18 protein-coding genes are annotated in these 21,517 nt (G+C 56.2%); 8 read left to right on the forward strand and 10 right to left on the reverse strand.

Annotated elements, in window-relative coordinates; all coding sequences use genetic code 11:
• Nucleotides 1-40: 40 nt before the first annotated feature.
• The 7 genes from BBD38_RS05705 to BBD38_RS05735 form a co-directional block, all read right to left on the reverse strand.
• Entirely contained in the window at nt 41-1,201 is a 1,161-nt protein-coding gene (locus tag BBD38_RS05705) for a Gfo/Idh/MocA family protein (RefSeq protein ID WP_066685663.1), read from the reverse strand.
• A gap of 51 nt (nt 1,202-1,252) precedes the next feature.
• Nucleotides 1,253-1,849 (reverse strand): KpsF/GutQ family sugar-phosphate isomerase, encoded by a 597-nt coding sequence (locus BBD38_RS05710; protein ID WP_066685665.1) that lies wholly within the window; start codon nt 1,847-1,849, stop codon nt 1,253-1,255.
• Nucleotides 1,850-1,859: 10 nt separating this feature from the next.
• Complete coding sequence (gene araD, locus BBD38_RS05715; RefSeq protein WP_066685666.1) at nt 1,860-2,549, reverse strand: L-ribulose-5-phosphate 4-epimerase AraD; 690 nt, start codon at nt 2,547-2,549, stop codon at nt 1,860-1,862.
• A gap of 31 nt (nt 2,550-2,580) precedes the next feature.
• Complete coding sequence (locus tag BBD38_RS05720; RefSeq protein ID WP_066685668.1) at nt 2,581-3,549, reverse strand: ABC transporter permease; 969 nt, start codon at nt 3,547-3,549, stop codon at nt 2,581-2,583.
• The gene (locus BBD38_RS05725; protein ID WP_066685669.1) at nt 3,539-5,047 is read right to left on the reverse strand and encodes a sugar ABC transporter ATP-binding protein; all 1,509 of its coding nucleotides are present in this window, start codon (nt 5,045-5,047) and stop codon (nt 3,539-3,541) included. Before BBD38_RS05725 ends, BBD38_RS05720 begins: the two co-directional genes overlap by 11 nt.
• A gap of 83 nt (nt 5,048-5,130) precedes the next feature.
• Nucleotides 5,131-6,156 carry a sugar ABC transporter substrate-binding protein gene (locus BBD38_RS05730; RefSeq protein WP_066685670.1) on the reverse strand — a complete coding sequence of 342 codons (1,026 nt, stop codon included), beginning with the start codon at nt 6,154-6,156 and terminating at the stop codon, nt 5,131-5,133.
• A 150-nt stretch (nt 6,157-6,306) separates the two neighbouring features.
• Complete coding sequence (locus BBD38_RS05735; RefSeq protein ID WP_066685671.1) at nt 6,307-7,155, reverse strand: MurR/RpiR family transcriptional regulator; 849 nt, start codon at nt 7,153-7,155, stop codon at nt 6,307-6,309.
• A 526-nt stretch (nt 7,156-7,681) separates the two neighbouring features.
• Here BBD38_RS05735 and BBD38_RS05745 point away from each other — a divergent pair.
• The 3 genes from BBD38_RS05745 to BBD38_RS05755 are packed head-to-tail and all read left to right on the forward strand — an operon-like array spanning nt 7,682 to nt 8,953.
• Complete coding sequence (locus tag BBD38_RS05745; protein WP_172807773.1) at nt 7,682-8,197, forward strand: putative signal transducing protein; 516 nt, start codon at nt 7,682-7,684, stop codon at nt 8,195-8,197.
• Between the two features lie 21 nt (nt 8,198-8,218).
• A complete protein-coding gene (locus BBD38_RS05750) occupies nt 8,219-8,689 on the forward strand; it encodes a hypothetical protein (RefSeq protein ID WP_066685679.1) in 471 nt (156 codons plus the stop codon).
• Between the two features lie 30 nt (nt 8,690-8,719).
• Entirely contained in the window at nt 8,720-8,953 is a 234-nt protein-coding gene (locus tag BBD38_RS05755) for a hypothetical protein (RefSeq protein WP_066685682.1), read from the forward strand.
• A 162-nt stretch (nt 8,954-9,115) separates the two neighbouring features.
• Here BBD38_RS05755 and BBD38_RS05760 read toward each other — a convergent pair whose 3' ends face one another.
• Entirely contained in the window at nt 9,116-11,641 is a 2,526-nt protein-coding gene (locus tag BBD38_RS05760) for a LuxR C-terminal-related transcriptional regulator (RefSeq protein ID WP_066685685.1), read from the reverse strand.
• Between the two features lie 244 nt (nt 11,642-11,885).
• On the opposite strand from BBD38_RS05760, the gene BBD38_RS05765 reads away from it, so the two are divergent.
• The 5 genes from BBD38_RS05765 to BBD38_RS05785 all read left to right on the forward strand — a co-directional run bounded on the left by BBD38_RS05765 (nt 11,886) and on the right by BBD38_RS05785 (nt 20,065).
• Nucleotides 11,886-13,856 carry an Ig-like domain-containing protein gene (locus BBD38_RS05765; protein WP_066685689.1) on the forward strand — a complete coding sequence of 657 codons (1,971 nt, stop codon included), beginning with the start codon at nt 11,886-11,888 and terminating at the stop codon, nt 13,854-13,856.
• 100 nt (nt 13,857-13,956) lie between these two features.
• Nucleotides 13,957-15,885, forward strand: a complete 1,929-nt coding sequence (locus tag BBD38_RS05770; protein ID WP_066685691.1) for an Ig-like domain-containing protein — start codon at nt 13,957-13,959, stop codon at nt 15,883-15,885.
• A gap of 141 nt (nt 15,886-16,026) precedes the next feature.
• Complete coding sequence (locus tag BBD38_RS05775) at nt 16,027-16,836, forward strand: hypothetical protein (protein WP_066685694.1); 810 nt, start codon at nt 16,027-16,029, stop codon at nt 16,834-16,836.
• 13 nt (nt 16,837-16,849) lie between these two features.
• Nucleotides 16,850-17,980, forward strand: coding sequence for an LPXTG cell wall anchor domain-containing protein (locus BBD38_RS05780; RefSeq protein ID WP_066685699.1), 1,131 nt, complete (start codon nt 16,850-16,852; stop codon nt 17,978-17,980).
• 51 nt (nt 17,981-18,031) lie between these two features.
• Entirely contained in the window at nt 18,032-20,065 is a 2,034-nt protein-coding gene (locus BBD38_RS05785; RefSeq protein ID WP_082989514.1) for an alkyl/aryl-sulfatase, read from the forward strand.
• A 95-nt stretch (nt 20,066-20,160) separates the two neighbouring features.
• On the opposite strand, the gene BBD38_RS05790 is transcribed toward BBD38_RS05785, so the two are convergent.
• Both BBD38_RS05790 and BBD38_RS05795 read right to left on the reverse strand, forming a co-directional pair.
• Entirely contained in the window at nt 20,161-20,985 is an 825-nt protein-coding gene (locus BBD38_RS05790; RefSeq protein WP_066685702.1) for a MerR family transcriptional regulator, read from the reverse strand.
• Between the two features lie 131 nt (nt 20,986-21,116).
• Nucleotides 21,117-21,506: a hypothetical protein gene (locus BBD38_RS05795; RefSeq protein ID WP_066685703.1), complete on the reverse strand. Its 390-nt coding sequence runs from the start codon at nt 21,504-21,506 to the stop codon at nt 21,117-21,119.
• Nucleotides 21,507-21,517 lie beyond the last annotated feature (11 nt).

Below are 21,517 nucleotides of genomic sequence, written 5' to 3' on the forward strand. Positions count from 1 at the left end.
ACAATAAAGCCATATTTCAGGGAGGAAACCTGTTTTCCGGTTATTTCCCGGTGGCAACCCATGTGTTGCCGTTTTCCTGGCTGTCCACGCAGGCGTTGAAGAACCTTACGCCGTCCGCGCCCATATCGATCGTCGGATATCCATAGCTGTCCTCGTCGATTGCTTTGCCGTCCATCTTGTCGTAAATCGCGTCGGTAAAGGATTTGTAAATGTTGGCGAACGCCTCTGTCAGCCCTTCCGGATGGCCTTTCGGCGTGCGGACATATTTCAGGGATTCCGGCTGGCAGTATGCGCTCCCGCGCGAGATAACCTGCATCGGCTGGTTGCGCAGGCGCAGGGTCAGGTAGTTGTTGTTCTCCTGCCAGAACTCAATCGAGCCTTTTTCGCCGAGCAGCATCACCTTGAACGCATTGTCGTAGCCAATCGCCACCTGCGATCCCCAGAAAAACCCGGAAGCGCCGTTGTCATATTTCACGATTACCTGGAAATTGTTGTCCAGCATGGTTCCCTTGCCAATCGCCTCGAGGTTTGCGAGCACCTTTTCCACCCGCAGGCCCGTTACAAAGTGAACCCAGTTTTCCATGTGGGAACCGATATCGCCGATGGCCGCCCCGCGCCCAGACAGTTCGGGAACCGACCGCCATGTTTTCGTCTCCTCCGTTTCCTTCTCGAGCGCGTCCACCAGCCAGTCCTGCGGATATTCCACAACCACGGTGCGCAGCTCGCCGATCACGCCCCTGCGGTAAAGCGCCCGCGCCTCGCGCGACACAAGGTGCCCGGTGAAGGTGTGGGTCAGGCAGAAAAGCACGTTGTTTTCCTGCGCGGTCTTTTTCAGGTCTTCCGCTTCCTGCGGCGTAAGGCATAACGGCTTGTCGCACGCCACATTGATTCCTTTTTCCATAAACGCCTTCGCGGCCGGGTAGTGGTACGCGTTCGGCGTGCAGATCACAGCAAAATCGATGCCGTCCGGCCTTCGCGCCTCCTGCTCCGCCATATCCTCATGGGAATGATAGATGCGGTCCGTCGCGACGCCGAATTCCGCGCCCTCTTTTTGGGAGGTTGCGAAATCGTGCGAAAACGCGCCGCACACAAGCTCCGCGTCCCTGTTGAGGCAAAGGGCGTTCCTGTGGATTACGCCGACGCTCGTGGGCGCGCCCCCGCCCACCATGCCATATCTGAGTTTCCGTTTCTTTTCCACCATTTTCGTTGCTCCTTTTCCTTTGTTCGAATCCGCGCCCGCGGCGCGGTTTGTTTATTTGTCCAGCAGCCGCCGGCCGACCGCGCCGCCCGGATGGATCACCGCAAATTTTTCCTTGGAGAAGCCGTTGCGGTCCATCACGCAGATTGCGATTGCGTCCATCACGGCAATCACGGTAAGGGTGCTCGCCGTGGCCAGCATGTTGAATTTATCGGGCTCGCTTTCCACGTGGATTTTCAGCAAAAGGTCGCTGCTGTTCGCAAGCTCCGAATCCTCGTTTTCCGTCACCGCGACGATTTTCGCGCCCCGGCTTTTAAGCCCGGGAACCAGCTGCGTAATCTCCGGCGTGGCCCCGCCCTTGGAAAGCAGGATCGCCACGTCGCCTTCCCGTACGGTTCCCATTCCGCCGTGCACCGCGTCGGCCGGGCTCATAAAAGCGGCCGGGCAATCGACGCAATTCAGCGTATGCGCAATTTTTTTCGCCGCCGCGCCCGATGTGCCGCAGCCCGCGGTCACAACGCGTCCTTCCAGCGCGCACAGCATCTCCACCAGCTGTTCCGCCGCATCCATATCCAGCTTTTCAAAAATATTCCCGACGGATTCGCTTTCCTGCCGGAGCGTACTGCGCATTGATTCTTTCACCGTTGCCATCGTTTCCTCCTTATTGCCCGTAATAGGCGTCCGCGCCAAATTTACGGTTGTAATGTTTTTTTAACAGCTCGTCGTCCACCAGCGGCGCCTGCCCGGGGATTTGCCCGTCGGTCAGGAACGCCATTTTTGCCACGTTTTCCAGCACGACCGCGTTATGCAGCGCATCCAGCGCGGAATTGCCCCACACAAACGGCCCATGGCAGCGCACCAGCACCGCGCGCATGACGTCCGGGTCAAGCTCCCGGAAGGTTTCCACAATCACTTTCCCGGTGTTTTTTTCGTACTCCCGGCCAATCTCTTCCTTTGTCATCTTGCGGGTGCAGGGGATATCTCCTTTAAAATAATCCGCGTGCGTCGTGCCATAGCAGGGAATGGCCCTTCCCATCTGCGCCCACACCGTCGCATAGGTGGAGTGCGTGTGCACGATACCCCGCACGTTTTTGAAATTCCGGTAGATTTCAAGGTGCGTGTCGAGGTCTGTCGAGGGGTTGCATTCCCCCTCCACCACGTTTCCGTCAAGGTCCAGGACCGTCAGGTGCTGGGGTTCCATGATGTTATATTCCACGCCGCTGCCCTTGATGACCACCAGCTTTTTTTCCGGGTCAAACCCCGAAACGTTTCCCCATGTGAGGATCGCCAGGTGCTCCGAGCTCAAAAGCTTATTCGCTTTCAACACTTCTTCTTTCAGTTGCTCTAACATAAGTTTATCCTGTCCTTTGCTGTATTCCCGTTCATACCACGATGTTGTTTGCCTTTACCTTCTGTGAGAACTGCGCAAACGCAACCGCCGCGACGAGTACGATTCCCTTGATGACCTGCTGTACATAATCGTTGATATTGTTCATAACCATGCCCGTTGAAAGCGTACCCATAATGACTACGCCAACGATCACAAGCCAGATGTTGCCCTTGCCGCCCGCGATGCTGACGCCGCCCAGGACGACCGCCGTGATCGCATCCATTTCATAGCCCGTGCCCGCGCTTGGCTGGCCGCTGTTGGTCCGCGCCAGCAGCATGAGGCCCGCGAGGCCGGAGAGCAGTCCGCTCACCGTATAGACAAGGTATTTGATTTTTGTTACGCCTACGCCCGAAAGGCGGCTCGCTTCTTCGTTTCCGCCCACACCGTAGATGTAACGGCCCGTCCGCGTTTTCATAAGGATAAACGCGCCCACAAGGAACACGGCCGCCATCAGGATCACCGGATAGGGAATCGGCCCGACCGACCCCTGCGCAAAATATTTGAATCCCTCGTCGAAGCCATAAACCGGAACGCCGTTTGAAATCAGGTAGGCCACCCCGCGCAGGGAGGTCATGACGCCCAGCGTCCCGATGAGCGGGGGGATGTTGAACACATTGACGCAAATGCCGTTGACGAAACCGAACCCGGCGGCGAGCAGCAGGCAGATGACGACCGCGCCGAAGATCGGGACCCCCGCAACCATCAGCACCGCGCCGAGCACGCTGACCACGCCCGCGATGGAGCCGACCGAGAGGTCGATGCCACCCGTCAGCATAACGAACGTCATGCCGACCGATATAATGCCCGTTACCGCCACCTGCCGCAGGATCGTAAACAGGGTGCTCGCGCTCAGGAATTTATCGGATGCGATGGAAAATATAACCATCAGCGCCACAAGGACGATTACAATGCCATAATCCAGCAAATAGTTGACCATGGTCTTTCTTCTATCATTTATCATTGTTATTCCCCTCCAAAACCAATTTGCTGGAAGCATACTCCAGTATTTTCTCCTGGGAGAATTCCTCCCGGCCGAGCTCGGCCACATGGTACCCGTTGCTCATGACGGCGATGCGGTCCGACATGCCGATCAGCTCCGGCATTTCCGAGCTAATCATGATAATCGCCTTGCCGTCGTCGGCCAGCGCGCGCATCAGGGTATAAATCTCCTGTTTCGCGCCCACGTCGATGCCGCGGGTCGGCTCGTCAAAAATCAGGATATCGCAGTTGATCGCCATCATTTTCGCAAGCACAACCTTTTGCTGGTTCCCGCCCGAAAGGTTTTTGACCAGCTGCGTATCGGCCGGCGTTTTGATTTTCAGTTCGCGGATATACTGATCCGAATATTCCGTTTCCCGCTTTTTGCTGAGATACGGTTTTTTATTTGCTACCTCGTCGAGTACGCCGATGGAAATATTTTGTTTCACGGACATTTCCATAATCAGCCCCTGGTTTTTCCTGTCTTCGGGTATGAGGCCGATTCCGGCCCTGAGGGCCGCGGCGGGCGACTTGGGTTTATATTCTTTTCCTTTTAATGTAATTTTTCCGCCGGTAATTTTATCGGCGCCGAAAATTGCCCGCGCAAGCTCGGTGCGTCCCGCGCCGATCAGGCCGCCAAATCCGAGGATTTCCCCCTTCCGCAGGGAAAAGCTCACATCGTGGAGCCTCGTTCCATTGAGGTTTTCCACCTTTAAAACTTCCTCGCCGGGCCGCTGCGCCGCCCGCGGGTAATTTTCCCCGAGCTCCCGGCCCACCATATATGCAATCAGCTGCTTTTTATCCAGCTCCTCCGTTTTTTTCGTCACGACATATTTTCCGTCGCAGAACACCGTAATGCTGTCGCTCAGTTCAAAAATTTCTTCCAGGCGGTGCGAAATATAAATAATCGTCGCGCCCTCCGCCTTCAGTTTTTCAATAATCCTGAAAAATATCTTCGTTTCCTTCAGCGTAAGCGGCGCCGTCGGTTCATCCATAATAAACAGCTTCGCGCTTTGCGATACCGCCTTCAGGATTTCCACGATCTGCTGCTGGGCGATTCCAAGCGCCTCCACCTTTTCCCTGGGGTTCAGGTCCACGCCGATTTCCTCGCACAATTCGCGCGTCCGTCGGTTCATGGCCTCGCTGTCCCGGACCACGCCCTTCATCAGCTCGTGCCCGTAAAACAGGTTTTCCGCAATAGACAGGTAGGGGATCAGCGTAAATTCCTGGTATATCGCGCGGATTCCCGCCTCCATTGCCTGGTGCGGCGTCATTTTATCATAGGCCTTCCCGTCAAATTCAAAGCCGCCCTTCGTCGGGTGGATCGCCCCGGTCAGCACCTTAATCAGCGTCGATTTTCCCGCCCCGTTTTCCCCGCAGATCGCGTGGATTTCCCCTTTCCGTACGGAAAACGAAATGTCGTCCAGCGCCTTTACGCCGGAATAGTATTTCGACAGGTGGTCGATCTTCAGTAAGTCCATTCTCTTTCTCCCTTCCGGCCGGTCCAATGCCGGCGTCCCGCCCCGCGTCTTTCGCACGGGGCGGTTGATACGCCGGTTTCTGCTTACCCTTCCGCCAAAACCTGGGCCTGGGTGATCGGTTCCATTTCGAGGGGAACCTGTACCTGTTCCGCCGGGAGCCCGTCCTTCAGGTATTCGAGCGCCATCAGCACCGCGTTATAGCCGCTCTCGTAAGGATGCAGGTCCGCCGTGCCGCGGTAAATGCTGTTTTCCTGCTTCATGTAGCCCACCGCCTCGTCGGTCTTGTCGCCCGAAAAGATCGCGCGGTCGTCGCCGGAAATTCCCGCGTTTTCAAACGCCTGGAACGCGCCTACGCCGCCGGAGTCGTTGCAGGCCACGACCACGTTGAGGTCGGGATGCTGGAGCAGCAGGTTTTCCGTAACGCTGAGGCCGAGCTCGGGCGTGTTCGCGTGCTGCCGCGCGACGATTTCAACGTCCGGGCAGCCCTTTTCGATTGTCGCCACAATTGCGTCCCCGCGGGCGATGGAGGACTGGATGTTGTCTTCCGCCAAAACCGCAACCTTGCCTTTTCCGCCGAGGTTTTCATTGATCCAGTCGACCGCGTTCTGCCCGATGACCGCGCCGTATGCGGCATCGTCCAGCACGATCCCCGCCGTCGCTGCGTCTGCCGTCTGGGCGATCGTTACGCTTGCGATTCCTTCGTCCGTCGCCTTGTTCAGTACCGTTTCAAGCGCCGTTCCGTCAATCGGGTTGAAAACCAGCGCGTTATAGCCGCTCTCGATTATGTTTTCCACGTCCGCGACCTGCTGGTCCACGTCGCTGCCCGCGTTTAAGGATACGAATTCAATCCCGTTGTCTTTGCACGCCGCTTCAAAGCCGTCTTTTACCATCGCGACCCACGGGTTGGCGAGCTCCGAGCCGGAGAACGCCATTTTGTATTGCGATTCCCCGCCCCCGTCCGCCGTTTCCGCCGGGGCGCTTTCCGCCGCCGAAGCCGAGGCTTCCGCCGAAGCGCTTTCAGACGGCGCCGCAGGCTGCTGCGCGCAGGCCGTGAACATTAAAATGCCAACCACTAAAATTGCCAGCATACAAACAAACTTCTTTTTCATGTTTACCTCCAATTTTTCCCTTTAAGATTTTTTATATAGACCCGATTCGTACGCAATCGGGGGTATATCGGGCAATAGGAAAGACACCCTGCTTTTCATCAGGGCTTTGCCGTTTTAAAATGATGTTTGGAATTCGGTTAGGGTTCGGTTCTACTTATTTGCAATAATCGCGGAAATCGTCTTTTTGATCCTGGGTTTATATTTTTCCGCATCCCTTGTTATCATACCCATATAGAGGGTTTCAACAATCGCGTGTTCCGCGGCCCTCCGCGCGATTTCATCGTGCCCGGCCGTCATGTCGGTCGTGGCCGTGAAAAGCTTGATGTCCGCATATTTCGCCAGCTTTGATTTTTCAAAGTGCACGATACAAATTGTTTTTGCGCCGTTTTCCCGCGCGATCCTTGTCGCGTCCACAACGACGCGCGTATCGCCCGAAAAGGAAATGCCGACCACTACGTCGTCTTCCCCCAGCAGGCTTGCCGTCGCCAGCATCAAAGCCGTATCGCTGTAGGCCGTGCAGTTGATCCCGATCCGGGCAAACTTCATCTGGGCCGCTTCGCACACGAGGTGCGCGTCCCCTACGCCGAAGAAATGGATTGCCTTTGCATTGCGCATCGCTTCCAGCGCCTTGTCATAATCGTCGTTATATAATGTAAGCGTATCTTTCAGCGTCCGCTCGTAATACCAGATAATTTTCTGGAAAATCGTCCGCAGGTCGTCCTCTTTTGAAATCCGGTATGCGCCGTGGTCGTAGGTGTATGTGGTGACGTCCGCAAGCTGCTGCTTGAGGTCGGCAAAGCCCTCCACCCCCAGCCTCCGGCAGAAACGCAGGATGGAAGCGTCGCTGCATCCCGCCTTCTCGGCATATTCCGCCATGGTATAATTGGTGACGTTTTCCCCTTCGTCCAGCAGGATATCCGCAACGGCTTTTTCCGATTTGGACAGGGAAGGATACAGGAAACGGACCTTTACAAAAATATCATTATCAATCGATGTCATACAGACGTCCACCTTTTTATTGTTATTCTTAATTATATTCGTGAATGGATGGATAATGTCCTTCTTAACTTCGACTTCATAATATCAACTTCTAGTTGAAGTGTCAATACTTTTTTATAATTTTGAAGTTTATTTTGAATTATTTTTGTTTTGCACGTCTCTATATTTCTTGAATTTTTCTTTTATTACAGCCAATTTATCCGTATTTGCTTTCGGTTTCTTCATGGTTTCTCCTCGTCATTTTACTTCATTTTTTATATTTTATTTTGAAGTTTCACTTCATTTTTTTATATAAAATCTGTCGCAAGTCCTTTTGAAATAGCGCGCTTTTTTCTTCCGGCATAACGCGCGCGCGGCGGGTTTCCCCGCCGTTTCCATGCGCCTCATTCCCGCCCCCTTGGGGCGGCATTTCCCTTTTTCGTCCCTTCGTCCGGGAATTCCACGCGGTACGGGTTTAAAACAGAATGTGATATCTTTTCCCAATATACACATTTCCCTTGTTATACAGGCCCATCATGTGTTACTATTGGAAAAAGGGGTGGTGGAAAATATGCCCTTCTGTCCAAATTGCAAAACCGAATACGACGAAGGCTATACCGTGTGCGCCGACTGCGGCGCGCGCCTTACGGATAAACTCCCGCGCGAGGCAGGGAAACCCCCGCATGCGCCGGAGGAAAAAACCGTCCGGTATGCCCCCATGAAGCGCACCTTTCTCGTTTCCACACAGGGGCCGGTTGAAAGCGCCATGATTACCGATATCCTTGGCCAGCATGGCATCCGTGCGTTTGTGCAACAAAAGGAAGCCGGAAATTACCTTAATGTTTATTCCGGATTTTCTATCTATGGCGAAGAAATTTATGTGGACGAGGCGGACTATGAAGCCGCCGCGGCGCTTGCCGGGGAATTTTTGTCCCAGCCGGAAACAGCCGTGGACCTTCCGGAAAAGAATCCGGGTCGGCGGCGCGTGCGCATCCTGATCGGATCGTTCGTTGCTGTCTGGCTTGTTTTTCTTGTCATTACGCTTGTCTTCTTGTCCAAATAATATCCAGCGGAGGCGAAAACAATGCCTTTTTGTCCGAATTGCAGAACCGAATATGATGAGGGCTATACCGTATGCGCCGACTGCGGCGCGCGCCTGGTGGAGCGGCTCCCCGCAAAGCCGGACGAAGGGCCTCCCCCGGCCTATGGCGATGAAGCAAACCGCGTGTTCCTCGTTTCCACATGCAGCCGCGAATCGGGCGCCATGCTCGTCGGCCTGCTGAACGATAACGCCATTCCCGCGTTTGTGCGCGAACCGCAGGGGGTTGCGCAGGAAGAACCGCCGGGGGGATGCGATATTTTTGTGGACCGGATGGATTACGATTCCGCCATAGAGCTTGCCGCTTCCATCCTGGAGGACGGCTGCGCCGGGGCTTCGCAGGAAGAGCCGGAAGAAGAGCAGGCCTCGCCCGACCCGGCCCGGCATATCCGCATCTGGATTACAGCCGCCATTGTCACGGCGCTCATTGTCTGTGCCGTTCTTTTTTCCAATTAACCATTACCCAACCTGAAAGGATGATCTCTTATGGAAAAACGTGTCCTGCTCGCGTCCACAGCGAGCGCTGTTGAAACCGCAATGATCGTAGACGTTCTCGGCCAGAACAAAATCCCCGTCGTCACACAGCCCAGGGACTTCTTCGGCCAGGCGCTCGACGCTTATATGGGTTCGTCCCCGCAGGGGGACGACATCTTTGTTTCCGAAGCAGATTTTCCCGCCGCGCAGGATGCGGTGGAAGGCATGATTTCCGGCGAAAAATAAATATTGCTGTCGAGGTATTTTTGCGGTCCTTTAGGTTAGCATTTGCTAACCTATTATTTTTATACTATGTTTCTTCCCGGAAGCGGCCGGGAGATCACGGAAAACCTCGAGCGGGATGGCCGGGGAAAACGCTTATCCCGCGGCGTCCCTCCTTCACCGGGATTAAATTACGCCGATTTCCCGGGCCTTCGCCACGGCGTCGGCCGCATTCGATACGCCCAACTTCTGGTAGGCGAGGAAAAGATGCGTCTTGACCGTGCGCACGGAAAGACCGGTTTCGTTTGCGATATCCGTATTTTTATAACCCCTGGCCAAATATTCAATCATGCATTTTTGCTGCCTGGATAATTTTTGGAGGGGCTCCGGCGGCGCGGGCAGCCCCTTCCGGCGGCCCGCCTGCTCCTGCGCGGCGATGTATATTTCGTTCACATAACGCGCTGAAAACCCATAGTCTTTTTCGTTTCGTTCCACCTGTGAAAGGCATTTTTTCAAAACGGGAACGACCGCCGCCCCTTCGATGGAAACCGGCCTTAAAAACCCATACGGATGCAGGGCACCGATGACCCCGAGCATCGTTTCGGCGGCCTCGTCCGGCCGGGACGAGCGGTACAGGCAGACGGACAGCAGCACATCGGCCTCGGCTACGTCGATCACCCTGTCAAAATCAACCGCCAGCAGCTTGACGCGGCGGCAGTAATCCATAGCGTCCGCAATCCGGTCGAGGGCAATCAGGGCGCGTATGGTGGCAAGGTATTGGTACATCCGGTACAGCATCAGGTGGTCTTCCCGGTGCACAAAATATTCGTCCAGCCATTCCTCCGCGGCCGCCCGGTTGCCGCTCCAGAGGGCCATGTCCGTTTTAAGCGCCTTGAAATTCGGCGCTAAATAAAGCGCGTCCTTTTGCACCAGTATTTTTTCAATCTTATCGTGCAGGTCCAGGGCTTCCGCGTCCCTTCCCATCGCGTAAAGCGTCGTCCAGCGGTGCGCAAGGGTGGCAAACAGCACCTCGTCAGACGTGGTCTCGTCTATCTCCCGTTCCGCCTTGTCGCAGAAGGGAAGCGCGTCCTTCCATTGGTTTTTCTCATAGGCAAAGCCGGATTGGATCAGGAGCATTGCGGTCTTGAAATATTTCTTGAAAATGGTGCCCACCGACCGTTCGAGCTTCTCTTCAAAGCCGTCGTACAGCGAAAACTCCGAATAGTCCCGCAGGCAGCGGTGCGCAAAGGGCATATTGACCGTAATGGAAGCCCCCTGCTGTCCCCCGTGGCGTATTTTAACCGGCGGCAGCTTGCCGTATTGCCGGATCATGTCCATAAATTTCCTCCGCGGGTCGAGCGTGCACACAAGGATCGTAAGCTCGAGGAATTCGGGATACCGCAGGGCAATCCGTTTGAGGCTGCCGTAAAGCCGGTCCAGCGCTTCCTGCATTTTATCCGCGTAGCCCGTCAGGTAATAATACCAGACAGCGGAAATGTTGAGGTAGGGATATTTTTGGTACGCTTCGAGGGGGATTTTGCTGATATACGACCCCACGCCGCCCACATACGCGCTGATGGAGCGGTTGTTGGCAAACCCCGTATATTGGGATTCGCCGTATATCTGGTAGGAAAGGAATTTGATATGCCCGCCGAGGATCGCATAGTGCCGGGCCGTATACAAATCGCCTTTTTTACTGTAATATTCGGCGGCCGTTTTATAAAGCTTGCGTTTGTCGATCCGGGATTTCTCCTGCTGTTTCCGCAAAAAATCCAGGAACAGGGCGTGGAAACGGTAAAGGTCGTCCCCGATCCTGCTTAAAAACAGGTTCCTGCGCAGTATGCCGGAAATGGCCGCCCGGGGCTCTTTTTTCCCCGTCAGCCGCCGGAACAATTCCGTAGAAAAATCGCTGACGACGCTCACCTTCATCAGCATATCCTTATCCGCTTGCGCAAGGCCTTCCCAGATTTGTTTTTCCATATAGCCGTGCAGGATGTCGCTGCCCTCCCGTTCAAAATCGGGCAGCTGCCTGTTTGCGGCAAGCGTGCTGACGGCAATGGCCCAGCCGCCCGTATGCTCCAGGACAATATCCGCTTCCTCTTGCGTAATTTCGTGCCCCGCAAGGCGGAACAGCTCCAGAATCTCCGTTTTGGTAAACACGAGGCTGTCCGCGCCGAAGAAGCCCGCGCGGTCCCCGAATACGTCGGCAACCTGCGGGGGCATATCGGTCCGGCTAATCATAATAAACCGGTATTCGGCGGGCAGCCGCCTGATGAAATACGGCAGGGATTCAAGGATATCTTCCTGGGTAATGGAATGCAGGTCGTCAAGGACGATATACACGGGCCGCCCCGGCGACGTAATTTGCATCGTCAGGAGCATGGCATACTCCACCGGCGCGCTGGAAAAAGCCCCGCCCGTATCGAACGCTTCCGCGCCGCCGTCCGGCTGCGTATGCGTCACCGCGGAGCAAAGCAGCCTGTAAAACAGCTCCGGGTTGTTGTCGTATTCGTCGAGCGATATCCATACGTGGCGCGCGCCGCTTCTTTGCAGCCATAAATTCGCCGTAACCGTTTTCCCGTACCCGGCCGGCGCCTGGATATAAAGAAGCCGTTCGCGGCACATTTCGTCAATCTTGTCCAGCACCCCGCCCCGGCCGGTACATACCTCCGGCAGCGAGGACGGAATATATTTTTCACTGCTGAAATCCATATGGCTCACCTCTTAAAATCGCTTGGGACTGTGTTTTTGGAATTGTCCTTATTATACCATAAAAATCCGGTTAAATTTCAAAAACCTAATACCGGTTGGATTTACTTTCTCACGGCCAGGCCATAAAATTATACTATCTATCGGAAGCCATATGTAAACGTACTGTTACCTATTTCCAATTTATATTGCTTATATTGCGCGGCATTGGGGACGCATTAAACCGCCTACAACGGAGGATGGAAGAATGAAATGTAAAAAGAGCAGGCTGGGACTTATGATGTTCCTGATACTGGCGCTTGTGTTTGTGGGAACCACGGCGTTTGCCGTAGTCGGGAGCCAGATGTTTACCTGGGAGCCGGAGACGCCTTTCGCCGGGGGAAACCAGGGTTCCCCCGTTGTCCGGCCGGACGGGACAGTTTACCAGGGCGTGGATTTTTCGATCCCCGATGACCTGGAGTTCCACTTTACGACGGGACCGTACTCCCACTGGACAGCCGATCCGGGCCAGCCGGGCTACCAGAGTTGGGGACCCGCGGAGAATTTGGAGGGATATGGCAATTATTTAGATCGCTACCTGACCAAGTCGCAGCTGGACGAGATGCAGGCGACAGACCCGGAGGCACAGTTAGCTTTTAATTGGAGCATCCAGTATGACCCGGACAAAAGTCCGTATGAAGCCCGCCAAAGCGAAGCGCCGGGGGATTTGTCCTTCGGGTTTCCCATACCGACCGAAGCGGAGGTAAAAGTGCATGCCGACTTCGTTTGGAAACTTCCGGAAAAGGTGCCCGGCGAGAAGCAAGACCCGCCCGAGAGGACGCTCGAAAGCGACGTCATCTCGACCACCGTCCCCGTTGGGAAGGGCCGTCCGGCCGTCTGGGGAGAGATGAAGGCAAAGCTTGAGGATAATACCGACTTCACGTTCATTCCAATGAACGACCTTTCCCTCACCGTGGGCGATACGACCGTGAGGAGCCCCTACGCGGACGGGGACCCGGAAGGGCGGATCGACTTCGGCTACGACCGGATGCAGGCGGGCGCTTACGTGTGCACCTACTACAGCCTGGCGGGCCAAAGCGACAGGTCCGTGCCCGAAAACTTTGTCGCAGTGACGGTTTATGTGAAAGACGCGGACGGGGACAGGGTGGACCTTGGCTCCAAAATGTTCACGGCCGTGCCGCTGAACCTGTTCGGCGGCCGGACGAACAGCACGGAGGCCCAGGCCGCGCTTAACGTGGTGCCTTGGAACGAACCGTGCGACCCGCCGACAATCGCGAGCACGACCCCCGCATTGAAGGGAGAACCCAACCTTTCCAAGCTGGAGCCCGGCGTGTATACGCTGTTGGCAGATTCGGCCGCGAACGGTTATAACGAGGCTTCTACGGGCAACGTAATCGGCTCGATCACAGTAATGGGGATCACGGGGGTTTCCGTCGATCCCGCGTCCTCCTCCGTTGAAAAGGGCGGAACACGGCAGTTTACGGCAAACGTGGATGTTTTGGAAACCGATCAGGACAAGCTAGGCGACAAAACCGTCACGTGGTCGGTTTCGGGCCAGAAATCCAGGGATACGAAGATCGACCCCAAAACGGGATTGCTTGCCGTCGGCGAAGATGAAAAGGCCGGTACGGCGCTTACCGTAACGGCGGAAAGCGTTTTCGACAACAACGGCCAGGGCAGGAAACAGGGCGAGGCGCAGGTGACAGTCACCGAGCCCGACCACAGCGTAACCAACGGCACATCGGAAATACAGCCGGGCCATGACGGGCACTGGGAATTTTCCGGTAAATTTGCCAACCTGAGCAGGCTGAGCCTGAACGGCACGGATTTTACGATCATTCCCGAAAGCGCGACGAAGGCGCAGCTGAAATATCCGGGTTATAACGGCGTCGCGGGCATCGCGGAGGAAGGCAGCGTAAAGGTGACGCTGTATAAGGAATTCCTTGCCACCCTGCCCGCCGGGGAATATAAGCTGGAGGCCGCGTTTGACGACGGCGGGGTGCAGAACATCGGTTCCGCACAGTTCACCGTGATAAGGGAAGAAACACAGCCGACCGCAACGGCGACGGCAGCACCAACAGCCACGACGGCGCCAACCGGCGCTCCTAAAACGGGCGACGAAACAAACGTTTGGCTGTGGCTTGTCCTTGCGGCGGCAGGAAGCGCAGGGATCATCTGGTTTGTGCATCGGAACAAAAAAGCGGAAGCGCCGAAATAAAACGAACGCGTCATACAGGCAAAAGGGGCCTTTTGACAGGATCGGCAATCGGCGCGGCCCGAAACGGGCGCGGTAAAAATTTTTCACAGGGGGCTATAAAATGAAAAAGGGAAAGAAGAGCAAAATGACGCTGGGGATTATCCTCATATTGGTCCTTATGTTTGTGGGGAGCACGGTGCTTGCCGCGGGCGAGGACCCGCGTATGTTCACTTGGTCGCCGAACCCGATCATCGCCGGCGGGGACACCTTAAGGAGTGTCGTTTTCAATCCGCCGGAAGAGATGGTATTCTTTAACGACGAATACGTGCCCGTCTACGACACGGACAACACCACCATAATAGACTGGAAACTCGAAAGGACTACGTTCACCAAGTCGCTGAAAGACTTGAGGGATATGTACGCGACGGACGCGGGGGCGGACCCGAGCTTTGTATGGGAATACCCGAACCCGACGTACCCGGGACAGACGCTTAATTTCAAAAACGACAACAAAGACCCGGACGATCCATTTGCCGGCAAGACCTATTTCCTGGTACCGCAGCCGACATTCGAGATGTCCCTGAAGGTCAGGTATTACCTTCCCAGGCCGTCGGTATGGAACAGCGATGACCCCAACCCAACCGACCCGAGCGCCTTGGGGAAGAACCCCGGCCGCAGCAACTTCGCGGCGTTCAACTACGGCGGAGACCTTCCCGACACAGGCGTCGTGACCCAGGTTTCCGTCGATAAGGGGCAGCCCATCCTCTCCGGCACCTGGCCCCAGACAAACGAGCCGCTCCAGAATATGATCGAGATGAACAACCTGGCGATGCCCGCGGGCGCGACGGATATACCCGATCCCAACAGCCCGTATACGCTGAAGGACAAAACATGGTACCGCAACGGCTTTTATGTGTACGCGGCCAAGAGCGTCGCGGGCGAGGGCTCGGGCTCGCAGTACGAAGTTCCGGTGGACGTTACGGTCTATGTGGAAGACGGGGGCCAGCGCGTAGACCTGGGCGCGGAGGAGATGATGCCCGCTGTGATCAACGATATTAACGGGAAGGCTTTTCCCGCTCCCGACCAGTATACAAAGTTTGACCTTCCAACGGTTCCCTTTGACGGGGCGGCGCTCTCCAAGCTGAAGCCCGGCGAGTACACGCTGCTGGCCGATACGGGGGCCAATATGAACAACGAGGCGACGCATGGGCAGGAGATTGGCACGCTTAAGGTGGCGGGCATATCGAAGGTTTCCGTCGATCCCGCGTCCTCGTCCGTTGAAAAGGGAGCGGCGCAGCAGTTTACGGCAAACGTGGACGTTGTGGAGACCGATCAGGACAAGGTGGGCGACAAATCTGTCGTATGGTCGGTTTCCGGCCAGAAATCCAGGGATACGAAGATCGATCCACAGACCGGGCTGCTGACCGTCAGCGCGGACGAACAGGCAGGCACGATTACCGTGACGGCGGAAAGCGTTTTCGACAATAACGGCCAGGACAAGGTGCGCGGCGAGGCGAAGGTGACGGTCATCGAGCCGGACCACAGCGTGACCAACGGCACAACGGAAATACGGCCGGGCCAGGACGGGCATTGGGAATTTTCCGGTACATTCTCCAACTTAAGAAGGCTGAGCCTGAACGGCACGGATTTTACGATCATTCCCGAAAGCGCAACGAAGGCGCAGCTGAAATACCCGGGTTATAACGGCGTCGCGGGGATCGCCGAGGAAGACAGCGTGAAGGTAACGCTGTATAAGCAATTTCTCGCCACCCTGCCCGCGGGAGAATATAAGCTGGAAGCATTTTTTGACGACGGCGGGGTGCAGAACATCGGCTTTGCGCAGTTCACCGTCGTAAAAGAAGAAACACAGCCGACCGCAACGGCGACGGCGGCACCGGCAGCCACGACGGCGCCAACCCCAACGGCGCCAACCGGCGCTCCTAAAACGGGCGACGAAACAAACGTTTGGCTGTGGCTTGTCCTTGCGGCGGCAAGCGCGTGTGCATTGCTTATGGTGGCACAAAAAAAGGCAGTCGTGAATAAAAAATAATTCCGGGCAAGACACGCGCCATAGCGGGAACAGCTTCCGGGGCATATTTCCTGCAACAGAAATCATATCAACAAGGGGGTGTCATCGTATGCCGCCTCTCACGGAATCGGAATAAAGAACCTGCACTGGAGGGACACAAAAATGAAACGCAAAAAGAACAAACTGGGACTTATCTTGATCCTCATCCTGGCGCTAACCTTCGTGGGGACCACGGTGGTCGCCGCGGCGGACGGGGACACGCCCGCGTTTACCTGGGACCCGGAAACGATCATCGCCGGCGACAGGGACGCCATTATTGGCGATAATAAGGACGCCAGGACCGTCATATTCTCCTGCCCGGAAAAAATGGTGTTCGAAGCGAAGTACGACTTGCCAGTCACCAACGGGCAAGGCGAGGTAATAGACTGGCTGCCCGAGGCGACGTCGGCGTTTTTTACCATGACGCCGGATGACGTATATAACAAGCTGCCTGTGGCCGCGGAGCCGAGCACTATATGGCACTATATGTCTGCTCAGCAACCGGAGCCAACGCAGACCATCGGACAATACGGCACCGACGGCAAAGCGTGGCATGCCTTCAGCGTACCGGACTACTACAAGGTCTGGGTGGACGTCCAGTACAAGTGGTCCGGCATGCCGACGGATAGTCAGGAGTATCGGTGGGCGAAGTACCATACGGAGGGCATTATCACCGTCGAAAAAGGGCAGCCGGTCCTCAGCGACCACTTGCACCAGGCGGTCAACAGGGACACGCATGATGAATATAATATGAACCACCTGACCATTCAGGCGGGCGCGCAGCAGATAAACGCCCCCGACAAGTATGAGAGGTTCTACACAACCTGGCACCGCGACCCGCATGGCCTTTATGTGACTGCGAACAAGACCGCCGCGGGCCATGGCGATGATAATTATATTTTGATTATGCAGGGGGGGGGCGCCTCCTCTTGACGTTACGGTTTACGTGGAGGACGAGGACAAAGGCAGGGTGGTGCTGGGCGCCAAATCCTTTGCGATAGACCTGATCAATGGTTACGACGGGGAGAATGTAGGTTTTCAAGAGTATAAGCTTCCCACGGTTGACGTTGACCCTGCGAAGCTCAGCAGCCTCAGGCCCGGCGTGTACGTTCTGAAGGCCGATGCGGCGGCGAATAAGTTCAACGACGCGACGACGAGCGAGATCGGCGAACTGACGGTAGTGGGCGTGTCGAAGGTCACTGTCGAGCCCGCGTCGCTGTCCGTGGAAAAAGGGGAAACACAGCAGCAGAAGTTTACGGCGACCGTGTACGTTGTGGAATCAGACCAGGATAAGGTGGATAAGAAAACCGTCACATGGTCGGTTTCCGGCCAGAAGTCCAGGGATACGAAGATCGATCCACAGACCGGGCTGCTGACCGTCGGCGAGGACGAGAAGGCGGGAACGATCACCGTGACGGCGGAAAGCGTTTTCGACAACTATGGCCAGGGAAAGACAAAAGGCAAGGCGCAGGTGACGGTCACCGAGCCGGACCACAGCGTAACCAATGATACGCCGGAAGTGCAGCCGGGCCAGGACGGGCACTGGGAATTTGCGGGGAAATTTGCCAACCTGAGCAGGCTGAGCCTGAACGGCACGGATTTTACAATCGTGCCGAAAAGCGAAACGAAGGCGCAGCTGAAATACCCGGGCTATAGCGGCGTCGCGGGCATCGCGGAGGAAGGCAGCGTGAAAGTGACGCTGAATAAGGAATTCCTTGCCACCCTGCCCGCCGGGAAATATAAGCTGGAAGCATTTTTCAACGACGGCGGGGTGCAGAACGTTGGTTCCACGCAGTTCACCGTGATCGGGGAAGAAACGCAGCCGACCGCAACGACGACGGCGGCACCGACCGCAACGACAGCACCAACAGCCACGACGGGGCCGACAGTCACGGCAGCACCGACAACCACGACAGCACCGGCAGTTGCGACGGCGGCACCGACCCCAACGGCGCCAACCGGCGCCCCCCAAACGGGCGACGAAACGAACATATGGCCGTGGGTAATACTGGTTGTTGCTGCGGGAGCGGCAATCCTGGCTGTCGTAATCTACCGAAGGAAAAGACATACAAAATAAAGACCTGTCCTTTTCGAATGGATGGCGGGAACCAAAACAGGAGGAAAAAGCATGAGGAAAAAACACATAATCTTGACAGCGGTCCTGATTCTGGCGCTCGCGCTGGCGGCGTGTACGCCGCAGCCCACAGAGGGCGGCGCAGCGCCGTCTGCACCGGCCCCCGCGGAAACGGTGCAGGCAGAAGAAGAAAATACGGCGGCGGAATTCGACGCTTCTTCCAAGCTGCCGACGGAGCAGACCATCGCCGCGCAGGACGGCGTGTACGCGCTGCTTGATTTCACGGACGAGCAGGAAAAGGAATTCGCGCAAAAAGGGCTTTTGGCCGCGCCGGACGAACTGGAACTCAAGGACGATACCGGAAAAGTGGTATGGAGCCAGAAGGCGTACGACTTCCTGGACGCCGAAGCGCCGGATACGGCAAACCCCAGCCTGTGGCGCAACGCGCAGCTCAATCATCTATACGGGCTGTTCGAGGTGGCGGACGGCGTCTACCAGGTGCGCGGGTACGACATGACAAATATCACGTTCATCGAGGGAGATACGGGCTGGATCGTGTTCGATCCGCTGATGAGCACGGAATGTTCGGCGGCGGCGAAAGCGCTGGTAGACGAAACACTGGGCGAGCGGCCGGTTACGGGCATCGTCATGAGCCATCCGCACGTGGACCACTACGGCGGCATCAAGGGCATTATTACGGAAGAGCAGGCGGCGGATATTCCCATCATCGTGCCCGAAGGGTTCCACGAGCACGCGGTCAGCGAAAACGTATATGCGGGCAACGCCATGGGGCGGCGCGCGGGCTACCAATACGGCACCATCCTTGAGCCGGGGGAGGCCGGTTCCCTTTCCATCGGCATCGGCATGGGGCAGTCCAAGGGAACCGTTTCCTATATTACGCCCAACGACACGATCACCAAAACCGGCGAGACGCGCACGGTGGACGGCGTGGAAATGGAATTCCAGATGACGCCGGGCACGGAAGCGCCCGCCGAGATGAACACGTGGTTCCCGCAGAAAAACGCGCTGTGGCTGGCGGAAAACTGCACGGGCACGCTGCACAACCTGTATACGCTGCGCGGCGCGGAGGTGCGCGACGGCAACGCGTGGGCGGAATACATCATGGAAGCCATCACGCGCTACGGCGACAAGGCCGAAGTGGTGTTCCAGGCGCACAACTGGCCGCACTGGGGCAACGATTTTATCAACGAATACATGCAGAACACGGCGGCCATGTACAAGTTCATCAATGACCAGACGCTGATGTATTTAAACCAGGGTTACACGTCGGACGAAATTTCAAATATGATTCAGCTGCCCGAAGCATTGGAAAAGAACTGGTACACGCGGCAGTATTACGGCACGGTGGCGCACAACTCCAAGGCGGTTTATCAGAAATACATGGGTTGGTACGACGCGAACCCGGTAAACTTAAACCCGCTTGCGCCGTCCGACAGCGCCCAAAAGTATGTGGAATACCTTGGCGATACGGAGGAAGTACTGAGGAAGGCAAAGGAGGACTTTGATAACGGGGAATACCAGTGGGTGGCGGAGATCACGAACGTGCTGGTGTTCGCCGACCCGGGAAACGAACAGGCGCGCTACCTTTGCGCCGACGCGCTGGAACAGCTTGCATACCAGGCGGAATCCGGCACGTGGCGAAACGCCTACCTCTCGGGGGCGAAGGAACTGCGGGACGGTACGACGAACGATCCGGACAAAAAGGCCAACGCCAGCGCCGATTTGCAGCGCGCGATGACGCCGGACATGATGTTCGACCAGATGGGCATCCTGCTGGACGCGAACGCCGCGCAGGATTTGAACCTCAAAATCAACTTCAACATCACGGACGAAGAGCCGTACCTTGTGACCGTGGATTCGGGCGTACTCCTGTACCAGAAGGGCGCGCAGGCGGATGACGCGGACGCGACGCTCACGCTGCCGCGCGCGGCGATGTTTGCCATCCTCGCCAAAGACGCGGAGCAGCAAAAGCAGAATATCACCATCGAAGGAGACCGGGACGTGATCGGCAAGCTGACGGAGCACATGGTGACCTACGACTTTTTCTTCAACATCGTGGAGCCGTAATCCGCGGCCTGCGGCGCTCTGCAAGTTGAGGGAGCCAAAATTTTTTCACAATAAAAAAAGAGGAAAGGCATCCCCCTTTCCTCTTTTTCATTGCTTTACTCCACCTTCTTCACGGGGAACTGTATCTCCGTCATCCATTCGGCTTCGGTTTCCTTGTTCCAGATGCCGTCGATATAGCTTTCGCGCGGCTCGCCGCACAGCTCATACCCGTTCTGTGCAATCCATTCCGCAACGAACGCGTGGGCCGGGGCAAAGGTGTCGTAGCCTCCGTAATGCCTGACGCACACCGCCTCCGGCACCTCGGGAATGGTTTTAAAGGTCACGAGGTCCGAATCCTCCTTTGCTTCCACCACCGCCTCGCACATCTCCATATCGATATCCGTTTCGCGGTATTCGCCGTCGCGGCAGATATTGAAGCAGTACGCGGGCTCCGCGCATTCGCAGCCGAGGCGCATCATCTCCGGGCCCATCACGTTCGGCATCAGGTCAAACAGCGCCCCGTGGTCCGGGATCACCCGGCGCATAGACGCGACGGTGCATCCCGGGATTCTTTTGATAACCGGTTCATATTCCTGCATGGCTTCTCCTGTTCCGTACAGCAGGAAATGTTCAAGCCTCGCGGCCTTGCCGTTTTCCTCCGCAATCCGGTCCCCGATTTCCTGCTGCTTGCGCACAATGCGGCGGTAAAGCTCCCCGCTGCCGGGCGCAAGCTCGATCATCCCCAATATTTCCGGCAGGGAAAACCCCATTCGTTTGAACTCGAGGATGCGCCGCAGGCGCACCGCCTGTTCGTGTCCGTAATAGCGGTAGCCTGTTTCGCGGTCCACATAGCCGGGCGCAAGCAGGCCGACCTCGTCGTAATGCCGCAGGGTTTTGGGCGTAACCTGATAAATTTTCGAGAACATCCCGATGCTGTACATTGTTAAAATTCCCTTTCAAACGCGCGTGTTTAACGGGTGATATCAGTGTAAACCTTCCCGCACGGGGAGAGTCAAGCTTTTTTCGTCAAAAAAATCCGGCGCTTTCCCACGCCGGATTCGGGTATCCCTTTTCATTCGTTTGGGGGAAGCGCATTTTTGTTTTTATATGCCCGCCATTCCTTTTGGAATGAAAAGGTTCCCAGCATGCCGCACACAAGCGCATAGCCGAACACCACAATCAAAATCCATTCCATCACGCCAAGCTGTATAAAATAGGCGCTTATCCCGTTTGAAAGTACAAACAGCACCAGCAGGACCAGCGCGCACACGCGGCTCTGCTTAAAATACATGCCCAGCGTAAGGCCGCCCACCAGCGCCACGCTGATCAGCGCCAGCGCGCCGTAAAACGACATGGAAATGAGCGCGTTGAGGCACAGGAACGCCCCGCCCAGCACGCCCCATATAATATAAGATTTCGTTTTCTGCGAGGTCTGTTCCCGCCAAAAGGTTTTCTGGTCCATATGTTTATTCT

Source organism: Christensenella intestinihominis, from assembly GCF_001678845.1.
GTDB classification, from domain to species: domain Bacteria; phylum Bacillota; class Clostridia; order Christensenellales; family Christensenellaceae; genus Christensenella; species Christensenella intestinihominis.

Excerpts from the sequence above, each read along its gene's own strand:
- BBD38_RS05720 (WP_066685668.1), bottom strand. The coding sequence starts at position 3,549 with ATGATAAATGATAGAAGAAAGACCATGGTCAACTATTTGCTGGATTAT.
- BBD38_RS05795 (WP_066685703.1), bottom strand. The coding sequence starts at position 21,506 with ATGGACCAGAAAACCTTTTGGCGGGAACAGACCTCGCAGAAAACGAAA.
- BBD38_RS05790 (WP_066685702.1), bottom strand. The coding sequence starts at position 20,985 with ATGTACAGCATCGGGATGTTCTCGAAAATTTATCAGGTTACGCCCAAA.
- BBD38_RS05735 (WP_066685671.1), bottom strand. The coding sequence starts at position 7,155 with ATGACATCGATTGATAATGATATTTTTGTAAAGGTCCGTTTCCTGTAT.
- BBD38_RS05760 (WP_066685685.1), bottom strand. The coding sequence starts at position 11,641 with ATGGATTTCAGCAGTGAAAAATATATTCCGTCCTCGCTGCCGGAGGTA.
- BBD38_RS05765 (WP_066685689.1), top strand. The coding sequence starts at position 11,886 with ATGAAATGTAAAAAGAGCAGGCTGGGACTTATGATGTTCCTGATACTG.
- BBD38_RS05770 (WP_066685691.1), top strand. The coding sequence starts at position 13,957 with ATGAAAAAGGGAAAGAAGAGCAAAATGACGCTGGGGATTATCCTCATA.
- BBD38_RS05755 (WP_066685682.1), top strand. The coding sequence starts at position 8,720 with ATGGAAAAACGTGTCCTGCTCGCGTCCACAGCGAGCGCTGTTGAAACC.
- BBD38_RS05710 (WP_066685665.1), bottom strand. The coding sequence starts at position 1,849 with ATGGCAACGGTGAAAGAATCAATGCGCAGTACGCTCCGGCAGGAAAGC.
- BBD38_RS05785 (WP_082989514.1), top strand. The coding sequence starts at position 18,032 with ATGAGGAAAAAACACATAATCTTGACAGCGGTCCTGATTCTGGCGCTC.
- BBD38_RS05725 (WP_066685669.1), bottom strand. The coding sequence starts at position 5,047 with ATGGACTTACTGAAGATCGACCACCTGTCGAAATACTATTCCGGCGTA.
- BBD38_RS05705 (WP_066685663.1), bottom strand. The coding sequence starts at position 1,201 with ATGGTGGAAAAGAAACGGAAACTCAGATATGGCATGGTGGGCGGGGGC.
- araD (WP_066685666.1), bottom strand. The coding sequence starts at position 2,549 with ATGTTAGAGCAACTGAAAGAAGAAGTGTTGAAAGCGAATAAGCTTTTG.
- BBD38_RS05730 (WP_066685670.1), bottom strand. The coding sequence starts at position 6,156 with ATGAAAAAGAAGTTTGTTTGTATGCTGGCAATTTTAGTGGTTGGCATT.
- BBD38_RS05775 (WP_066685694.1), top strand. The coding sequence starts at position 16,027 with ATGAAACGCAAAAAGAACAAACTGGGACTTATCTTGATCCTCATCCTG.
- BBD38_RS05750 (WP_066685679.1), top strand. The coding sequence starts at position 8,219 with ATGCCTTTTTGTCCGAATTGCAGAACCGAATATGATGAGGGCTATACC.